The organism is Vibrio sp. CCB-PB317 (genome assembly GCF_022808245.1).
Lineage (GTDB): Bacteria > Pseudomonadota > Gammaproteobacteria > Enterobacterales > Vibrionaceae > Vibrio > Vibrio diabolicus.
This window is the reverse complement of sequence record NZ_JALGNU010000002.1, coordinates 735,785-752,939: the sequence shown is the minus strand read 5'-3', so window position 1 is coordinate 752,939 and position 17,155 is coordinate 735,785. Positions and strand designations below refer to the sequence as shown.

At 46.1% G+C, this 17,155-nt stretch carries 13 protein-coding genes; 4 read left to right on the top strand and 9 right to left on the bottom strand.

Going from position 1 to position 17,155, the window contains the following annotated elements:
* Positions 1-129: 129 nt before the first annotated feature.
* Positions 130-1,086, top strand: a complete 957-nt coding sequence (locus tag MTR11_RS12525; RefSeq protein WP_047009304.1) for a GlxA family transcriptional regulator — start codon at positions 130-132, stop codon at positions 1,084-1,086.
* A 37-nt stretch (positions 1,087-1,123) separates the two neighbouring features.
* Here the strand turns inward: MTR11_RS12525 and MTR11_RS12520 are convergent, their stop codons facing one another.
* The 8 genes from MTR11_RS12520 to MTR11_RS12485 all read right to left on the bottom strand — a co-directional run bounded on the left by MTR11_RS12520 (position 1,124) and on the right by MTR11_RS12485 (position 9,937).
* Positions 1,124-2,485, bottom strand: coding sequence for an MmgE/PrpD family protein (locus tag MTR11_RS12520; protein ID WP_243327735.1), 1,362 nt, complete (start codon positions 2,483-2,485; stop codon positions 1,124-1,126).
* Between the two features lie 14 nt (positions 2,486-2,499).
* Complete coding sequence (locus MTR11_RS12515; RefSeq protein ID WP_243327733.1) at positions 2,500-3,336, bottom strand: nitrilase-related carbon-nitrogen hydrolase; 837 nt, start codon at positions 3,334-3,336, stop codon at positions 2,500-2,502.
* Positions 3,337-3,340: 4 nt separating this feature from the next.
* Complete coding sequence (locus tag MTR11_RS12510; protein WP_046873659.1) at positions 3,341-4,222, bottom strand: glycine betaine ABC transporter substrate-binding protein; 882 nt, start codon at positions 4,220-4,222, stop codon at positions 3,341-3,343.
* 35 nt (positions 4,223-4,257) lie between these two features.
* Positions 4,258-4,992: an ABC transporter permease gene (locus MTR11_RS12505; protein ID WP_006742426.1), complete on the bottom strand. Its 735-nt coding sequence runs from the start codon at positions 4,990-4,992 to the stop codon at positions 4,258-4,260.
* Entirely contained in the window at positions 4,989-6,158 is a 1,170-nt protein-coding gene (locus MTR11_RS12500) for an ABC transporter ATP-binding protein (protein ID WP_167427605.1), read from the bottom strand. The genes MTR11_RS12505 and MTR11_RS12500 overlap by 4 nt, the downstream gene beginning before the upstream one ends.
* A gap of 24 nt (positions 6,159-6,182) precedes the next feature.
* Entirely contained in the window at positions 6,183-6,785 is a 603-nt protein-coding gene (locus MTR11_RS12495) for an ABC transporter permease (protein ID WP_005391019.1), read from the bottom strand.
* Positions 6,786-7,075: 290 nt separating this feature from the next.
* Entirely contained in the window at positions 7,076-8,389 is a 1,314-nt protein-coding gene (locus MTR11_RS12490) for a methyl-accepting chemotaxis protein (RefSeq protein WP_243327731.1), read from the bottom strand.
* Positions 8,390-8,743: 354 nt separating this feature from the next.
* Positions 8,744-9,937, bottom strand: coding sequence for an acetate/propionate family kinase (locus MTR11_RS12485; RefSeq protein WP_104970111.1), 1,194 nt, complete (start codon positions 9,935-9,937; stop codon positions 8,744-8,746).
* A gap of 363 nt (positions 9,938-10,300) precedes the next feature.
* Between MTR11_RS12485 and MTR11_RS12480 the strand changes: the two genes are divergently transcribed.
* Positions 10,301-11,839, top strand: a complete 1,539-nt coding sequence (locus tag MTR11_RS12480) for a putative bifunctional diguanylate cyclase/phosphodiesterase (RefSeq protein ID WP_225461189.1) — start codon at positions 10,301-10,303, stop codon at positions 11,837-11,839.
* Positions 11,840-11,912: 73 nt separating this feature from the next.
* On the opposite strand, the gene MTR11_RS12475 is transcribed toward MTR11_RS12480, so the two are convergent.
* Entirely contained in the window at positions 11,913-13,847 is a 1,935-nt protein-coding gene (locus MTR11_RS12475) for a DEAD/DEAH box helicase (protein ID WP_047009310.1), read from the bottom strand.
* A gap of 413 nt (positions 13,848-14,260) precedes the next feature.
* Here MTR11_RS12475 and rnb point away from each other — a divergent pair, with 413 nt between their 5' ends.
* Entirely contained in the window at positions 14,261-16,264 is a 2,004-nt protein-coding gene (gene rnb, locus MTR11_RS12470; RefSeq protein WP_243327728.1) for an exoribonuclease II, read from the top strand.
* A 72-nt stretch (positions 16,265-16,336) separates the two neighbouring features.
* Positions 16,337-17,146: an AraC family transcriptional regulator gene (locus MTR11_RS12465; protein WP_085343619.1), complete on the top strand. Its 810-nt coding sequence runs from the start codon at positions 16,337-16,339 to the stop codon at positions 17,144-17,146.
* The last annotated feature ends 9 nt before the right edge of the window (positions 17,147-17,155 follow it).

Below are 17,155 nucleotides of genomic sequence, written 5' to 3'. Positions count from 1 at the left end.
ATGCTCGACAAAGAAGTCCTTGTCTTAAGTCACATCATGTTCGAATTTTGATAGCAATAATTTAACAATTGCGACATTCTTATCCAGAAATACGACATAGATGAACTGCCCACTTGGTGACCACAGAGAATGAAAACGACACACACGTATCGCATTGGTTTTTTCCTTATTCCTGATTTTTCGATGCTCTCTTTTTCGGCGGTTATCGAACCTCTTCGAATGGCAAATCGCCTCGCTGGTTGCGATTTGTATCAGTGGGATATTTATGGATTCGAAGATAAAGAAGTGTCGGCCAGTAATGGCGTTTCATTCTCGCCAACACAGTCAATCAACAACATTGCTCATTTAGACTTGCTGCTGGTTGTGGCAGGTATTGGCGCCCATGTTGCTGCTGCGAGTGGCTCGGTGAATCAGTGGTTAAAGCAAGCACTTCGTCAAGGCATCGCCGTGGGCTCGACTTCGACAGGCAGCGTGTTGTTAGCAAAAGCTGGGCTATTAAAAAACAAGACGTGTACCGTGCATTGGGAGTCCGCCAACAGCCTGGCAGAGGAGTTTCCAAACATTAACGTGACCAGTGAGTTGTACGAATTCGACCCACGCACACCAACTTGTTCGGGCGGCTTAGCCGGTTTGGATATGATGCTTCATTTAATTACAAACCAACATGGGAGCGACTTGGCGAATCAAGTGGCTGAGCAATGCATTCACCCTGCGATTCGACCAGCGCATGATAAACAGCGGATGTCGTTAATCCGTAAGCACAACATCCGCCACCCGCGCCTGCTCGACGCTGTAGAGATCATGGAAGCCAACATGGAAGAACCGCTAAAATGCTATGAAATTGGCGAACAAGTAGGGTTATCGGTCAGGCAGATGGAGAGGTTATTTTTGCAATACTTGCAAGACAAACCAGGCAATTACTACCTTCAATTGCGCTTAGAACGTGCTCAACATTTGTTGTTGCAAACCATGCTGTCCATCACCCAAATCAGCACCGCTTGTGGGTTCAGTTCTACATCGTATTTTGCGCGCTGCTACAAAAAACGCTATGAAAAAACGCCGCGTGAAGAGCGACGTTTAGCTTAAGATTGAGTAAGAGAAAAGAAGTTCGATCTCTTCGATCTCATCGTGATGTGTCAGGCGACGTGTCAGACGGCTTATCAGACAACGTGCCTTGGTAAAGCAGTGATAGCCAAGCAAGTACCTGCTCTTTACTGGCTTTATCAAGTTGCAAACAGCCCTCTTCTATCGCTGACACGCGTGAAGCGGACAATTCTTTCTCTGCCAAAGTGCGAAACTTACCTCGCATCTCGTCTCGACTGAGAGGATTTTCAGGATTACCTCGCGCAATACAGGGAGGCGAAGTCAGTTTGTCGCCATTTTTCAACGTCACCACGACATGCGCCCAGCGTTCGGCTGGAAACTTATCATTGTAAGCGGGCTCTTCAATTAACTTCATCCGCTCCGTAAGTGCCAAGCGAGCAGGATCTTTCAGTCCTTTGGTGACGGCTTCTACCGTGACCGTATTATCAATAACCGCACTCGCGACTGAAAATGGCAAACTGTACTGAGCCTGCTCGGTTGTCTCTGGGCGCTTGATATGCAGGCACACCGCCTGATGAAAGCTGTGAACTTCGATAAGTTCAATCTCATCAGGTTCTAGTTTATTTTCTTGTTGCAGTGCTCTCACCGCTTCAACCGCAGGTTGAGCCCAACGACAAACCGGATACGGTTTAAAGTATTGCTCCAGAATATACCAGCGCTGCCCTAAATCTGCCCACAAAGCGTGAGTTTGTTGGTCCAGAAGAGTCACGGCTGGCGCGCCAGTAAATCCTTCTTCTGCCAGCTCTGCACTGGCAAAGCCCGCCATTGCTCCCCAGCCAGAGCCGTCTTTGAGCATGGTTGGATGTTCAATACAACGCATCATTTGGCTGCGTGGACCATAAAACTCAGCAATGCCGAGCGCATGCTCTGTTTGTGCATCCGTTAAGTCTTTTCTTCTTGCAGACACCGCAGCGACGCCCAACGCATTCCAAGCACCAGAAGTATGATAATCACAAGCGGTTTGATGCAGCGCGATTCCGGCGCGAGTTGCTATTTCGTAGCCAATGACGAGGGACGTTAATAACTCTTCTCCCGTAACTGCTGACTCATGCATACTGGCGAGCAGCCCCGGCAAAACAGCGACGCCAACATGACCTTTCGTCAGGACTTGGCCGTCGTGCGCGTCCATACTGTCAATCAACATGCCGCCATATAGAGTTGCCCCACAACCACTAGCCGTGTGATCAGAAAACAGCATCGGCGTATCACCGGCAAACTGCTTCTGCGCGAGTTTGGCTACCATGTTTTGCAGCTGCGTCGCTTTACCAGCTGCGGCGACACCTAACAAATCCAAGACGCAATATTTCGCTTGTTCAATAACGTCAGCAGGAAGCTGTTCAAAGGTTAATTCGTGAATAAATCGATGAATAGATTGCATCATCTACTGCTCCAGTTTTAGCGTTTTGCCTTCGACAATAGCGTTGTGATCAATGGTGTATTGCTGTCTCGCATGGTAGGCAGCTCAAATCTGGCTTTATCAATATCGTCCAATGACAAGGTCGCAGTTATCAAGGTTTCACTATCTTCTGCCTGCGCCAATAGCTCACCCGTTGCAGACAAAATACAGCTTCCTCCCCAAAACCACGCTTCGCCCTCTGGCCCGTAACGATTGGCCATCAAAACTGGAGTTCCGTAGAGCACCGCATAAAATTTAACGTTAACTAACCAGTTGTCTTCATTGGAAAAGTCTTTACTGACAATACTGCTGGCCGAGTTGATCGGCGCGAGCAAGATTTCAGGCTTATCGAGTAGCGCGCAATGAACCAAAGGTGGATTCCATAAATCGGCACAAATTAAAACCGAGCCTCGCCAATTATCATCAAGAGAAACGCTGGTGGTTGCGTCACCAGAATGAAACCACTTGCCCTCTTCAAGCCCACCATAGGTTGGTAAATTGATTTTGCGATGCACAGCAACCACCGTACCACCGAGCAACCAAGCCATCGCGTTGTAGTACTCTCCCGGAGCAGCCTGTTCAACAAAGCCGACAATCACGGACATGTGCGGTGCAAGTTGCGCAAGCTCTTTAAGCCGAGCATCATCACGCTTCATGGCAACTTCACGCACAGAAGATTGGAGCTGGTATCCGGTCAAGGAGAGTTCAGGAAATAGCAATAGCTGCGACCCCAAGGCCGCAGCTTGCTTTATGTAATCCTGATGAGTATTCAGATTGGCATTCACATCGCCTAACTGGGCGTTGATTTGGGCCACACTGACTTGCAGGATAGTCATGGTATTACCCCAAGTTATGCTCAGATAGGAACTGGCTTGCGACTTCTGAGATCGAACGTCGCTCCACATCAACTTGTTGATTCAAAGTCGACATCGTATCGCCATCGATCGCCGCAGAAAGCGCGTTCATTTGCTCGGCAAGCTCTGGGTTCGCATCTAGCGTTTCTTGGCGAACCACAGGTGTGATCGCGTAATCAGGGAAAAACTGTTTGTCATCCGTTAAAACGGTAAAACCGAATGCTTTGATACGACCATCTGTTGCGAATACGAGCGCAGCATCGACTTCTTTCCCTTTCAGCGCATCATAAGTTAACCCCGTATCCATGCGTTTCACTTGGTCTCGTGAAGCTTTGAATTTGTAGGTTTTCTGTAAAGGTCGGAAGCCATCTTTTCGTGCATAGAATTCCGCATTCAAAGCAATGGTCATTGGCGGGTCTTGGCGCATTTGCTCGGCGAAGTCGGATAAGGTTGAAATGCCACGTTGTTTCGCATCGTCACTGCGCATAGCGAGCGCGTAGGTGTTGTTCGCTTTTGAAGGGTTAAGCCAAACTAGGCCTTTCTTGGCATCCAGTTCCTTAACGCGTTGATACACTTGCTCTGCTGGGAGCTTATCTTTGACTTTGTTGTAAATAATCAGTGATGTGCCCGTGTACTCCCAATAAAGATCAATCTGGCCGTTTTCTTGCGCTTTACGCAAAACCGCACTGCCCATGCCCGAGCGCTTATCAACGTCGTAGCCTTTTTTGGTTAAATATTGAGACGTGATCTCCGTTAAAAGCTGTTGTTCTGTAAAGTTTTTACCACCTACGACGATTTCCGCAGATGCGTGAAAACTTGAAAGCAGTACACCAACGGCCAGCAAGCGGCGAGTAATTTGCTTCAACATGTTTGACTCCTGTCTGTGTTCAATTTTTAGGATTGTTATTGTCTAGCTCTAATAGGGTTACAGCCTTTAGGTACAGTGACATAAGAAACGGCTCCTACCACACTGTCGATAGCGATAGCCAGCATCGCTGTAGGAATAGCGCCTGCCAGCATCATGATGGGTTCATCCAGATCAATACCGGTAAAAATGAGCTCCCCTAACCCACCGCCACCAATTAAGAAGGCCAGTGGAACGGTGCCCACGTTGACAGCTAACGCCGTGCGGATACCTGCAAAAATGACGAACAGCGCATTAGGAATTTCAACCTGAAACAACATTTGTAACTCGGTCATACCAATGCCTGACGCCGCTTCTTTTAAATGAGCGGGCACTTCTTTCAGCCCGATGTAGGTGTTTCTGACAATCGGCAACAACGAGGCAATCGTCAGTCCAAATACCGCAGGCACGGTGCCAATGCCAAGAAAGCTCATCGCCAGGGCGAGAATGGCTAAAGTAGGAATCGTGGTCCCCACATTCAAAACCTGCATCGCCGATTCTGCGACTTTCTGAAAACGAGGACGGCTGAGCAATACGCCGACGGGAATCGCGATTAGGATCGCCAATCCACCAGACAGCAGCACCAGTTCAATGTGCTGAACCGTCAGATAAACAATGTCTTCTTGGTAGTAAAGAAAATCATCGATCGTACCCGCGCCTTGTAAATAAATACCCAATGCAAAGACACACGCCAATAAAACGAAATAGTAAGTTTGTTTTAGCTGATTGGTCACGATGCCTCCTTAGCCTGATGCAATGGCTGCGGCTGACTAGGAGAGGTATCGCGCTGATAAGTTGCGCCTAGATAATGAGTAATGCCGCGCTGTGTGACTTCGCCCACTAAGCGGCCACTCTCGTCAACACACGGCATCCAAACAATGTCGTGCGTGAACATCTTCGACGCGACTTTACGCAGATCATCCGTGGTTCGGGCGATTGTTTTCAGGCCGACATAATGTTCGCCGCAGTACCCCTTCATATTGATTGCGGTAGCTTTTGGCACATAGCCGATAGGTTGGTGTTGGTCATTCACTAATATCACGGCGTCGCGATACCCATACGCGTCAATTTTGGTTAAAGCGTCGGCAAGCGTCTCGTTAGGTTTCACGTGTGCAAAGGTGGTCTGCATGACGGATTCAGCCGTCACTAAGCGAAGACGTTTAAGTGCGCGATCATCTCCGACAAAGTTTTTCACGAAATCATCTTTCGGGTGTGCGAGCAAATCGTCAGGCGTATCGTACTGAACCAGGTGACCATCACGGAAAATCGCAATTCTATCGGCCATTTTGACCGCTTCATCAATGTCATGACTGACAAACATGATGGTCTTGTTGAGCTCTTGCTGCATTTTAAGGAACTCATCCTGAATTACTTCACGGTTGATCGGGTCAATCGCGCCAAATGGTTCGTCCATCAGCATGACGGGAGGATCCGCAGCTAGAGCTCGAGCAACTCCAATTCGTTGCTGCTGTCCGCCAGACAACTCATTTGGATAACGATTAAGGAAGACACTAGGATCAAGAGCCACCATCTCCAATAGCTCTTTTGCACGCGTCATGTACCTTGCCTTATCCCACCCTAATAACTTGGGAACCACCGCGATGTTTTCGCCGATCGTCATGTTGGGAAATAAGCCAATTTGCTGAATAACATAGCCAATGTTGCGGCGCAGAGTGACCGTATCCATCCCAGAAGTATCTTCACCACCAAGATAGATCTTGCCCGATGTCGCGGGAATAATTCGGTTGACCATTTTCAGCGTGGTAGTTTTGCCACAACCGGACGGGCCAAGTAACACACATATTTCACCACTGGGAACTTCCATCTCAATGTGATCTGCGGCAGTCACCGGGCCATTAGGCGTTTCAAAAATTTTGGTTAGCTTGTCAATTTTGATCATTTGAATGTCCCTATTATTTGTCCTTTATCGAGCTGCAGTTAGGCCCGGTGGCGTTAATCTTTTTTGTAGTCGAATCAATCCATAATCCGCGATGATAGCCAGAAGGCTGACGGCGATGGCACCAACGATCAGTTGTCGAGGATCACTTTGCGAGATGCCGCGGCTGATAAACACGCCTAGCCCTCCTGCTCCGATATACGCGGCGATCGCCATAACGCCAATATTCATTACTACTGCCGTTCTCACACCCGCCATAATCACCGGAATCGCCAATGGAATTTCCACCATTTTCAAACGCTGAAAAGGCGTCATCCCGATGCCGCGAGCTGCCTCTCGGAGTGACGGTTCTACGTTGTGAATGGCGGTATAAGTGTTGCGAATAATAGGCAGCTGAGAATAAAGCAGTACGGTAATCACGGCGGGCACGTAGCCAATCCCATGACCAATGGTCGATAAGAGAGGAATCATCAAACCAAACAGTGCGATTGAAGGAATGGTGATAATGATGGACGCTACGTAAAGCACCACTTTCGCAACGCGCTCATTTTGTGTGATAAGAATGCCGATAGGTACGCCAGTTAGGATGGCAAGCCCAACAGCCAGAGCGACCAAAGAGATGTGCTCCATGGTAAGCGTACCTAGCAGCGCTAAGTTATCTATGGTGAAATTTAGTAAGTCCAAGTAGGTCTCCCCCAACTGTGATTCGCAACCAAGTTAACAGGAGATTAAATTACGCTACTTTTTATTAACAGTGTTGTAAAATAGCGACACGTTAAGATAGAAATACGAAATATTAAGGAGGGAAATAATTAGCTTTCTCATCACCAAAAAAAGCGCTTTATTGGCGATGAGCAGCAGTATTAAACAAGTTGATTATATCGGAACCGAAAACAGCCATTGATAGCATGAAGAACCCACTACAATGAGCGGTTAAATTGCTCCACAGCCTCTACGACACGGCTAGCGCCATCTTGTATTTCGTTCATCACATTCCCCGCTTTTTCTGAAAGCTCTAGCGTATCTAGTGCTTCTTTTTGGCACTTGGCGATCAGTTGGACAGCATTATCGGTTCGCTCTAAGTTTTCAGTTACCATTGTGACAATTTCATCAGTGGTCGCATTGGTTCTTGTGGCAAGCTGTCTGACCTCGTCAGCAACAACGGCAAAGCCTCTACCATGCTCACCCGCGCGAGCTGCTTCTATCGCCGCATTTAACGCCAGTAAGTTAGTTTGGTCAGCAATACCACTGATGCTATTAACCAGTTCACTAATGCGTGATGAGTGCGCTTTGAGCTCGTCAATGGCCGTATTCGCTTGCTGCATTTGGTCAGACAGTGTTTGCACCTTTTCTAGCGTCGAACCTATCACTTGCTGACCTTGCAGTGTTTGTGTTCCGGTCTCTTGAGAAACTTCATTAGCCAATTGCGCAGCCTGAGCCATTTGCTGCTCTTGCATCACCTGCTGGGTGATGTCAGTCGCGAACTTGACGACCTTGTAGAGCTCTCCTCTATCGTTATGGATAGGGTTATAGGAGGCTTCTAACCATACTTCTTCACCGTAACGGTTAACTCGCTTAAATCGGTCTGAAGCAAACTGTCCTTTTGCCAAACGTTGCCAGAACTCGCGATAAGCTTCAGAACCAGCCTCTTCCTGATCGCAGAACATACGATGATGTTTCCCTTTAATTTGATCCAGTGTATAACCCATCGTACTAAGGAAATTATCATTGGCCTTTAATACATTACCATCTAACGTGAACTCAATAACCGCCATAGAACGGCTCAACGCATTCAGCATGTCCTCTTGCTCACGCGATGCTTTGATCGTTCGCGTAAGCTCAGAAGCAAACACAAAAAAGCTTTCGACTTCTTGATGTTCGTTTAAAACAGGCTGGATAACCGTTCGTAACCACGCTTCTTCGCCGTTGCCTTTAAGTACTTGCATCGCGCCATTCCAAAATACTTTGTCTTGAACGGCTCTCTTCATTCGATGAAAGTGCTCTGTATTACGCGAATTTGATGGAACCAGCTCGGTAATCGGTTTCGCTAAAATATCCGCATCAGTGAAAAAAAGTTGTTGCTGAAGTTTTGTATTTACAGAGGTAATGCAACCTTTCTTATCCAGCGTTAAGCGAAGCATTTCTTCATCTAAACTGTGTTGGATTTGCTGCAAGCGTTGCAGATCCTGCTTTAATCGTTGGTTTTCTTGCTGAAGCGACTTATTAAAAAACATAACTTTCTCTCATTTGACTAATCTTCGAACTAGTCAACGGTGTATTATTTATATGCCCAATAGCCTGCAAAGATACGATTTCGTTTGATCGTTCTTCAAACGCAATTCCTGTCTCCGAGCTGAGACATCTACATGACATAAGGCTATTTTTCTTTGGTATGACTTAAGCGCAGTATACTGAAATTTCTTCACCGCCCAAGTTGTTTATATATTTATCAATATTAAGGCAATTGGCAGCTATTAGAGATCCGTATTAATGCGGATAGTTGTATGGAGAAAGGATGTATTTGGATCAAAAAAAGCCCTTTCCATAAAGGAAAGGGCTTTGACTTAGTTCCCAAAATTTTTGCCGTTTTACAGCAGTTCCACCGACTGTTGAGCGATTACCCACTCTTCATTGGTAGGAATAACTAGTGCTTTCGCACCGAGCAACTCAGATGTTGCAATAACACCTGCGTTGCCAAATCTTGCATCTTCGTTGCCTTTCTCATCTTCAACAAAACCTAGCAGTTTTAGGTTTTTCAAGATTTCACGACGAATTGGTAGTGAGTTTTCACCAATACCACCAGTGAAGATGATGCCGTCTAATGAATCCAGAGCAGCTAGGTAAGAAGTAATGTATTTCGCAACACGGTAAGTGAAAATTTCAAATGCCAACTTCGCACGTGTGTTACCCGCTTCCATGGCTTCTAGTACACCACGTGCGTCACTTGTTACACCGGATACACCTAAGAAGCCTGACTTCTTGTTCATCATCTCGAACACTTCGTCTTTTTCCCAACCTTTACGGAAAAGGAACTCGATAACACTTGGGTCGAGGTCACCACAACGAGTGCCCATCATTAGGCCAGCTAGCGGCGTCAAACCCATACTTGTATCAACACATTCGCCATTTTTAACCGCACTCACTGATGCACCGTTACCTAAGTGCACGGTGATAAAGCTGCTTTCTTCAACCGGTTTATCTAGCATTTTCGCTGCTTCACGGCTTACGTAGTAGTGGCTTGTGCCGTGAGCACCGTAACGACGCACTTTATGCTCCTCGTAAAGCTCGTAAGGAAGCGCGTACATAAACGCTTTGGCAGGCATTGTTTGGTGGAAAGCAGTATCAAACACAGCGAATTGAGGCAGTGAAGGGAATGCTGCCATTGCTGCTCGCATGCCTTCTGCATTCGCTTTGTTATGAAGTGGCGCTAGCTCAGCAAGACGCTCAACTTCTTGAATAACTTTTTCATCGACTTTTACTGTGCCTTTAAAGGTTTCACCACCAGCAACAATGCGGTGGCCTACAGCTACAAATTTTGAGCTCAAACCCAAAGTCTCGAGTAGTTTTACCACTCGCTCAACAGCGTACTGATGATGGTTACCGCCAGCAGGAATTGCTTCAACGGTTTTTTCTCCCTGATATTTCCAACTGATTTCAGCTTCAGGTAGGCCAAAACACTCACCAATACCTGATACCAAAGCTTCACCGGTTTCAGAATCAATAACAGCAAATTTTAATGAAGAGCTACCAGAGTTGATCACCAGTACAAACGAATTAGACATGAAATAGTTATCCTGTTGTAGAGCAGAGGTTGTAATAGCGCTTGTGCGCTGCGTACTTCTTGTTTGCCCCTCTATTATTCAATAATTTTTTAATCTTTCAACAATCTTTTAGTAAAAGCGATTTGATTGAACAAATTTTGTTGATCTGTAGCAAGTTTTGATTTTATTTGAAGACTAAAAAATATGACTTGTTAAACATAATTTATGAATAGGTCAATTTGTACAAATTCAGAGATATGAGCTACGTTGTTTATTGGGTGAACAAAAATAATAAACCAATCAATAAATCGGGGTAATAATGTGCCCACTATTGCATTTCTATTAGTGATCTTAGGTTTGATTTTGCTCTGCTGGGGATGGCAGATGACAAAAAACATCTGCTCGAGAACTGATGTACCCGGGTGGACTTTCCTATTGTTGTTAATCAGCTGTTTCATTTTTGCGTATGCCGCTTTTTTACACGCTATAATGCAAAAACCTATCGCTTCCCTCTTGGAAACCGGAGTTTCTCTCATTTTATTCGGTGGCAGCATTTTTGTGGTGCTGGTTATCAAATGGAGCAACGACTCCATACTGGAACTTCATACCGTTGCTGAAAAAGAGAAGCGTAATGCCGTTCACGACGCACTTACTGGACTCCCTAACCGTAAATACTGCTTTGAGTTAATCGAAGATAGAATACAGTCTGGAGACCCTTTCTCAGTGATCCTTTTCGATGTCGTTAACTTTAAACAAGTCAACGATGCTATGGGACACTTTTGTGGAGACCAACTGCTGATTCAAATTGGGCAACGTCTCCAAGAGAAACTTAAAGGCAGTGACAAAATTTTCCGCGTTGGTGGCGATGAATTTGTCATCCTCACCTCGTCAGCATGCGAGGAAACAGGCAAAAGTCTCATCGAAGAGTTAGATTCGGCACTGTCTAATCGCTTCCATTTAGATGAGTTTCAAGTCTCTTCCCGCGTTGTTTTCGGTGTCAGTACCTACCCTTATGACGCTCTGTCCAATGATCTATTGATAAAGCACGCGGACATTGCCATGTATCACGCCAAACGAAATGGCAATCTCTTTGCATTTTATAATGAGGACATGAACGTCGGTGCCAAATACCAGCTCGAAATCTCTTCTCGTATTCAATGTGCGCTGGAAAAAGAGGAGTTCCAGCTATACTACCAACCGTTGATTGATGCACATACTAACTTAGCTGTCGGCTTTGAAGCCGTGATCCGTTGGCACGATGAAAATGGTAAAACGATTTCGCCTAACGACTTCATCCCCATCGCGGAGCGAAGTAATCAAGTGCACAACATCACCATGTGGGTCCTCAACCAAGTTGAAAAAGATCTCCAGACCTTTATAGAAAAAGACATCAAGCTTCCTGTCCACGTTAACTTATCTGCTAAAGATCTCTCGTCTAATTTATTGTTTAACCGTTTGGAAACACTGCTCAAGGTAAACCCTCAATTTGCTGACCTTATAAGCTTAGAGATTACTGAAACGATGGCGATTGATAGAGTTGTTGAGCTCAACCCCCTAATTCACCAAATCAAAGGATTGGGTATTAAGATCAGCTTGGACGACTTTGGCACCGGGTATTCATCTCTGTCGCTTTTGAGAGATCTCCCAGTTGATCAAATTAAAATCGACCGATCATTTCTTTGTACCGCAAGCCGGACAGAGGGCACCCGCTCTATCGTTGAGAACACAATAGCGTTAGCGCATGGCCTAGGGTATTCAGTCGTCGCAGAAGGCGTTCAAGACATGGATACACTGCATTTTTTACGCAGTCATGGCTGCGACATCATTCAGGGCTACTTGTTTTGTCCAGCCCTACCCTTAAACGAAGTAATAACCTGGGTAAATGAGCACGATGAAAAACAAAGCCGTATTCGACGCGCATAAAAAAGCCGAGCATTTCGCTCGGCTTTCAATTCTTGCGGCAATTTAATCAATTGCTCTGATCACTGATTCGTGATTATGCTTCTTGAGTGCGACGACCACGGCCGTGACCACGCTCACCACGGTGGTTACCACGGTGATCACCACCACGGTTACGATCGAAGCGACGTTCGCCACCTTCACGGTTACCATCGCGGTTGCCGTCACGGTTACCACGGAAGCCACCTTCGCGACGACCGCCTTCACGACGATCACCACCACGGTTGCCGCCTTCGCGGTTGCCACGGTAACCGCCGCCATCACGACGACCGCCATCGCGACGACCACCGTCACGGCGACCACCACGAGACTCTCGGAAGTCATCGAAGTCACATACTACAGCACCAACATCTTGTTGACGGATGCGTAGTTTGCTTAGCTTGCCCGCAGCTTCAGAAGTCATTGCTTTTGGTAGCTGAACGAATGTATGGCCTTGTGCTAGCTTGATCGCACCGATAGAGCCTTTACCTAGGCCTAGTTCGTTCGCTAGAGCACCAACGATGTCTTTAACTTGAACACCTTGCTCGCGACCAACTTGAAGCTGGTAAGTATCCCAATCTTGGTTGTTGAAGTTACGACCGCCGTCACGACCACCTTCACGGCGCTCTTTGCGACGTTGCTTATCACGCTCAATCGCTTCAACCATTGGGTCTTCGCCAATGTAGAACAGAGGACGTTTACCTTGCTGACGCTTAAGAAGCATAGCAGCAAGCGTTGCTGGGTCGATTTCTAGAGAAGTTTGTAGTTTCTCTACTAGCTCAGCAAATTTGTCTAGAGCTTTGTGCTCTTTCTCTGCTTCAAGCTCAGCGCCTAGCTTAGCTAGACGAGCTTCAGCAACTTGGTCACGTAGAGGAAGTTGAATCTCTTCCATAGATGACTTAGTTACGCGCTCGATAGTGCGAAGCATACGGATTTGGTTAGTGCGAACAAGAAGGATCGCTTTACCTTTACGTCCAGCACGGCCAGTACGACCGATACGGTGGATGTAAGACTCAACATCGAATGGGATGTCGTAGTTGAATACGTGCGTAATACGTGGAACATCAAGACCACGTGCCACAACGTCAGTTGCAACTAGGATGTCGATAACACCTTGTTTGATGTGATCAACAGTACGCTCACGTAGAGACTGAGGAATGTCACCGTGCAGAGCAGCCGCTTTAAAGCCACGTGCAGATAGCCAATCAGCTAGACGCTCTGTGTCTTGACGAGTACGTACGAAGACGATTGATGCATCAGTTTCTTCCGTTTCAAGAAGACGAGACATCGCTTCATCTTTCTCTACACCCTTCACTACCCAGAACTGCTGTTGAACTTTGTCTACAGTGTGGTTCTTACCAGCAACGTCAACCATTACAGGCTCACGTAGGAAACGCTCAACGATTTTCTTAAGCATCGGAGGCATTGTTGCAGAGAATAGAACGCGTTGAGCAGACTCTGGTGCATGTTCCATGATCGCAGTAACGTCATCAACGAAACCCATGTTTAGCATTTCGTCAGCTTCGTCTAGTACAAACGTGTTTACTTCATCTAGGTGTAGACGTTCACGGTTGATAAGGTCTTGTACACGACCTGGAGTACCAACAATAACTTGTGCACCACTCTTAAGAGCACGCATCTGATCTACGATAGAAGCACCACCGTAAATCTCTAAAACTTTAAGACCCTTGATGTTCTTACCAAGGTTTTTCATTTCAGCCGCAACCTGAATCGCTAACTCACGCGTTGGCGCAAGAACGATAGCTTGTGGTTTACGTTGGTTGAGATCGATCTTATTTAGAAGAGGCAGAGAGAACGCTGCCGTTTTACCTGTACCTGTTTGAGCTTTACCCAGCGCGTCAGCACCTTCCAACAGGTGTGGGATTGCCGCAGCCTGAATTGGAGTTGGTGACACGAAACCCATTCCGTCTAGAGCAGAAAGGATAGAATCATTCAGAGATAAATCGCTGAATTGAATAACAGAATCTTGCATTGGGATCCTACTTAATTAAACAAAAAAACAGTCCCATATGCTCTTCCAATTCGATACTGATTCATCCAGTTACTGATTCCATTCAGACAGGAACACAGCACAGTACACAACCGCGATAAGCCATTAGGGACGACTAAGGGAGGCGGATTATTCCTTAAAAGCATAAAAAAAGCCAGAAAAAATTGAATTACATCACAATTTATTCTCAATAATGGCATTTTTAGCATATTTTTCCACCAGCCCCACCATTCCCCGTAGATTTGCGCAGCTCGCAGATGAGTTTTTCATCAATATTTAAGCCGATTTCCTGCAATTCGATCAGCAAATTTCACGGCGAAATTGCGCTCCACAGGTAGTAATAATAGCTCGCAATGATTATAGTGTGCCCAACTCCATAGGTAATTTAAGAAAAGATGTTTCAAGATAACCCACTACTCGCTCAGCTTAAGCAGCAAATCCAAGAAAACCTGCCGAAAAAAGAAGGCTCAATAAAAGCCACAGATAAAGGCTTTGGCTTTTTGGAAGTGGACAGCAAGACTAGCTTCTTCATCCCACCTGCGTACATGAAAAAGTGCATGCACGGTGACAAAGTCGTCGCCATTATCCGCACAGAAAATGAACGCGAAGTTGCAGAGCCACAAGAGCTGTTAGAACAAGCCGTGACTCGCTTTATTGGTCGAGTCAAAATGTTCAAAGGCAAGCTAAACGTAGCACCTGACCACCCACAGCTTAAAAAGCTTTCTCTTAAAGCGAAACTAAAGAAAGGTCTAAAACCAGACGAGTTCGCTGAGGGAGATTGGGTTGTCGCACATCTTATTCGCCACCCTCTAAAAGGCGATAACTCTTTCTTCGTGGAAATTTCTGAAAAAATAACAGACGCGAACGACAAAATTGCACCTTGGTGGGTAACGCTTGCTCAAAACGATCTACCAAACTCTGAGCCAGCAGGCATCGAGAACTGGGAACTGAAAGACGACGCCGATCTAGAACGCGTAGACATGACACACGTTCCTTTCGTGACTATCGATGGTGAATCAACCAAAGATATGGACGATGCGCTGTACGCGAAGAAAACCGAATCTGGCGATTTCGAACTGACAATCGCTATCGCAGATCCAACCGCCTACATCACACCAGAAGATGAAATGGATAAAGTAGCACGTGAGCGTGGCTATACTATTTATCTTCCGGGCCGCAATATTCCAATGCTGCCTCGCGATCTAGCAGACAACCTATGCTCTCTGATTGAAGGCGAAATCCGCCCTGCTATTTGCTGTACCGTAACCATAAATAAAGACGGCGTAATTGGCGACGATATCAAGTTCTTCGCAGCAAACATCAAATCACACGCACGCCTAGCATACGATCACGTGTCTGATTGGCTAGAAAACGGCAGCTCAGAAGCATGGCAACCATCTGAAGAGATCGCGACGATCGTTCGTGACCTTTACGACTTTTCCCTTGCTCGCGCAGAATGGCGCGAGAAAAACGCAGTGGTCTTCCCAGACCGCCCTGACTACCGTTTTGAGCTGAGTGAAGACAACGATGTGGTTGCTATCCATGCAGATATGCGCCGCAGTGCAAATCGCTTGGTTGAAGAGTCAATGATTACCGCAAACATCTGTGCTGGTCGTACACTGCGCGATAAATTTGAAACAGGTGTTTTCAATACTCACGCTGGCATTAAGACTGAGAAGATTGAAGAAGTGGTTCAACTTGTCAATCCAGAAGGTGCACTGGAATTCACAGCGGAGTCAATTACCACTCTAGAAGGCTTTGCTGCATTGCGTCGCTGGTTGGCTGCGCAAGAAACCTCTTATCTTGATAATCGTATTCGTAAGTTCCAAGCCTACAGTGAAGTAGGTAATCAGCCTCTTCCTCATTACGCTATGGGGCTGGATATCTATGCGACTTGGACATCACCAATTCGTAAGTACGGCGATATGATCAACCATCGCATGTTGAAGGCCGTCATCCTAGGCAAAGAGCCAGTGCAAAAACCTGATGATCAAGTCGGTGAAGAACTAGCTCTGCACCGTAAACATCATAAAATTGCTGAGCGAAATGTCTCAGATTGGTTATATGCACGTACGCTTGCTGATGAGCCGAACAAGAAAACTTGTTTCACAGGTGAGATTTTCGATATTAATCGTGCTGGTGCACGTGTCCGACTTCTCGAAAATGGTGCAGCAGCCTTTATTCCTGGTGCACTAATTCTTGATAATAAAGAAAGAATTGAGTGCAATGGCGACAACGGTACCATCTCTATCGATAAAGAGGTCGTATACAAACTTGGTGATACATTGGAAATTGTCCTTGCGGACGTAAACCAAGAGAACCGCAGTTTAGTTGCAAAGCCAACCCAGGTATTTGCTGAACAACCAGCAGCACAAGCAGAACAGACTGTAAGTGAATAATACCGAATGAAGTTAAAAGGCGCTCTATTGAGCGCCTTTTTTATTTGTTATGTAAAAATGATAAGAACGAATATGCCGAACATTGAGATCATTCGCTTTAATCACTTCACTGCGCGCAAAAGTGAGCGTTACACCGCAACACATAATGGCTTATATGTTGTTGAAGAAGGTGCCCTATTAGTACATCAACCAAATGGTGAACAGTTTGAACTTAAAGCAGGAGATTTTACTCTCTACAACTCCGCTGATTTGAGCAGCGCAGAAGCCATCCCTAGTGAAAAAGGCTTTAAAGCACTGGCTCTAGTCTTCAACCCAAACCTATTCTGTGACTTTAAAAAAGCGCACCCAATGCTACGCTCCAAGACTGAAGAAAGGCGCTTCTATCCTTTTTCAGCGCAAGCCAGCAGCGAAGTAGCACAGCTAAAAGACACATTGGTCAACTTAGCAAGTCGCAATGCCCCAGACTACACACAAGGCCATATAGCAATGGCACTGCTGTCGTTAATGGTGGAGGCAGAGCCAAACATCCTATCAATCATAGATGATGCAAGCAGCCTAAGCGACTCTCAAAAGGCCATCAAGTATATTGAGAACAATATCGAGAAAGATATCACTCTGGAAGGCTTAGCGGCTCATATGAGTATGTCTATCGCGACGTTAAAACGCCGCCTCGCCGCAGAGGAGCTTTCATTTTCACAGATATTAAAAGTGAAGCGGATCAACTTCGCCGCAACCCAGCTGCGCATGTCAGAAAAATCTATAACAGAAATAGCGTTTGAATCCGGATTTAAAAGTGCTGCGCATTTCAGTACCGCATTTAAATCGGTTTACAACATGACACCGAAAGACTTTAGAAACCAAGTCGTTAAATCCAAAGCATAAATTATGGCG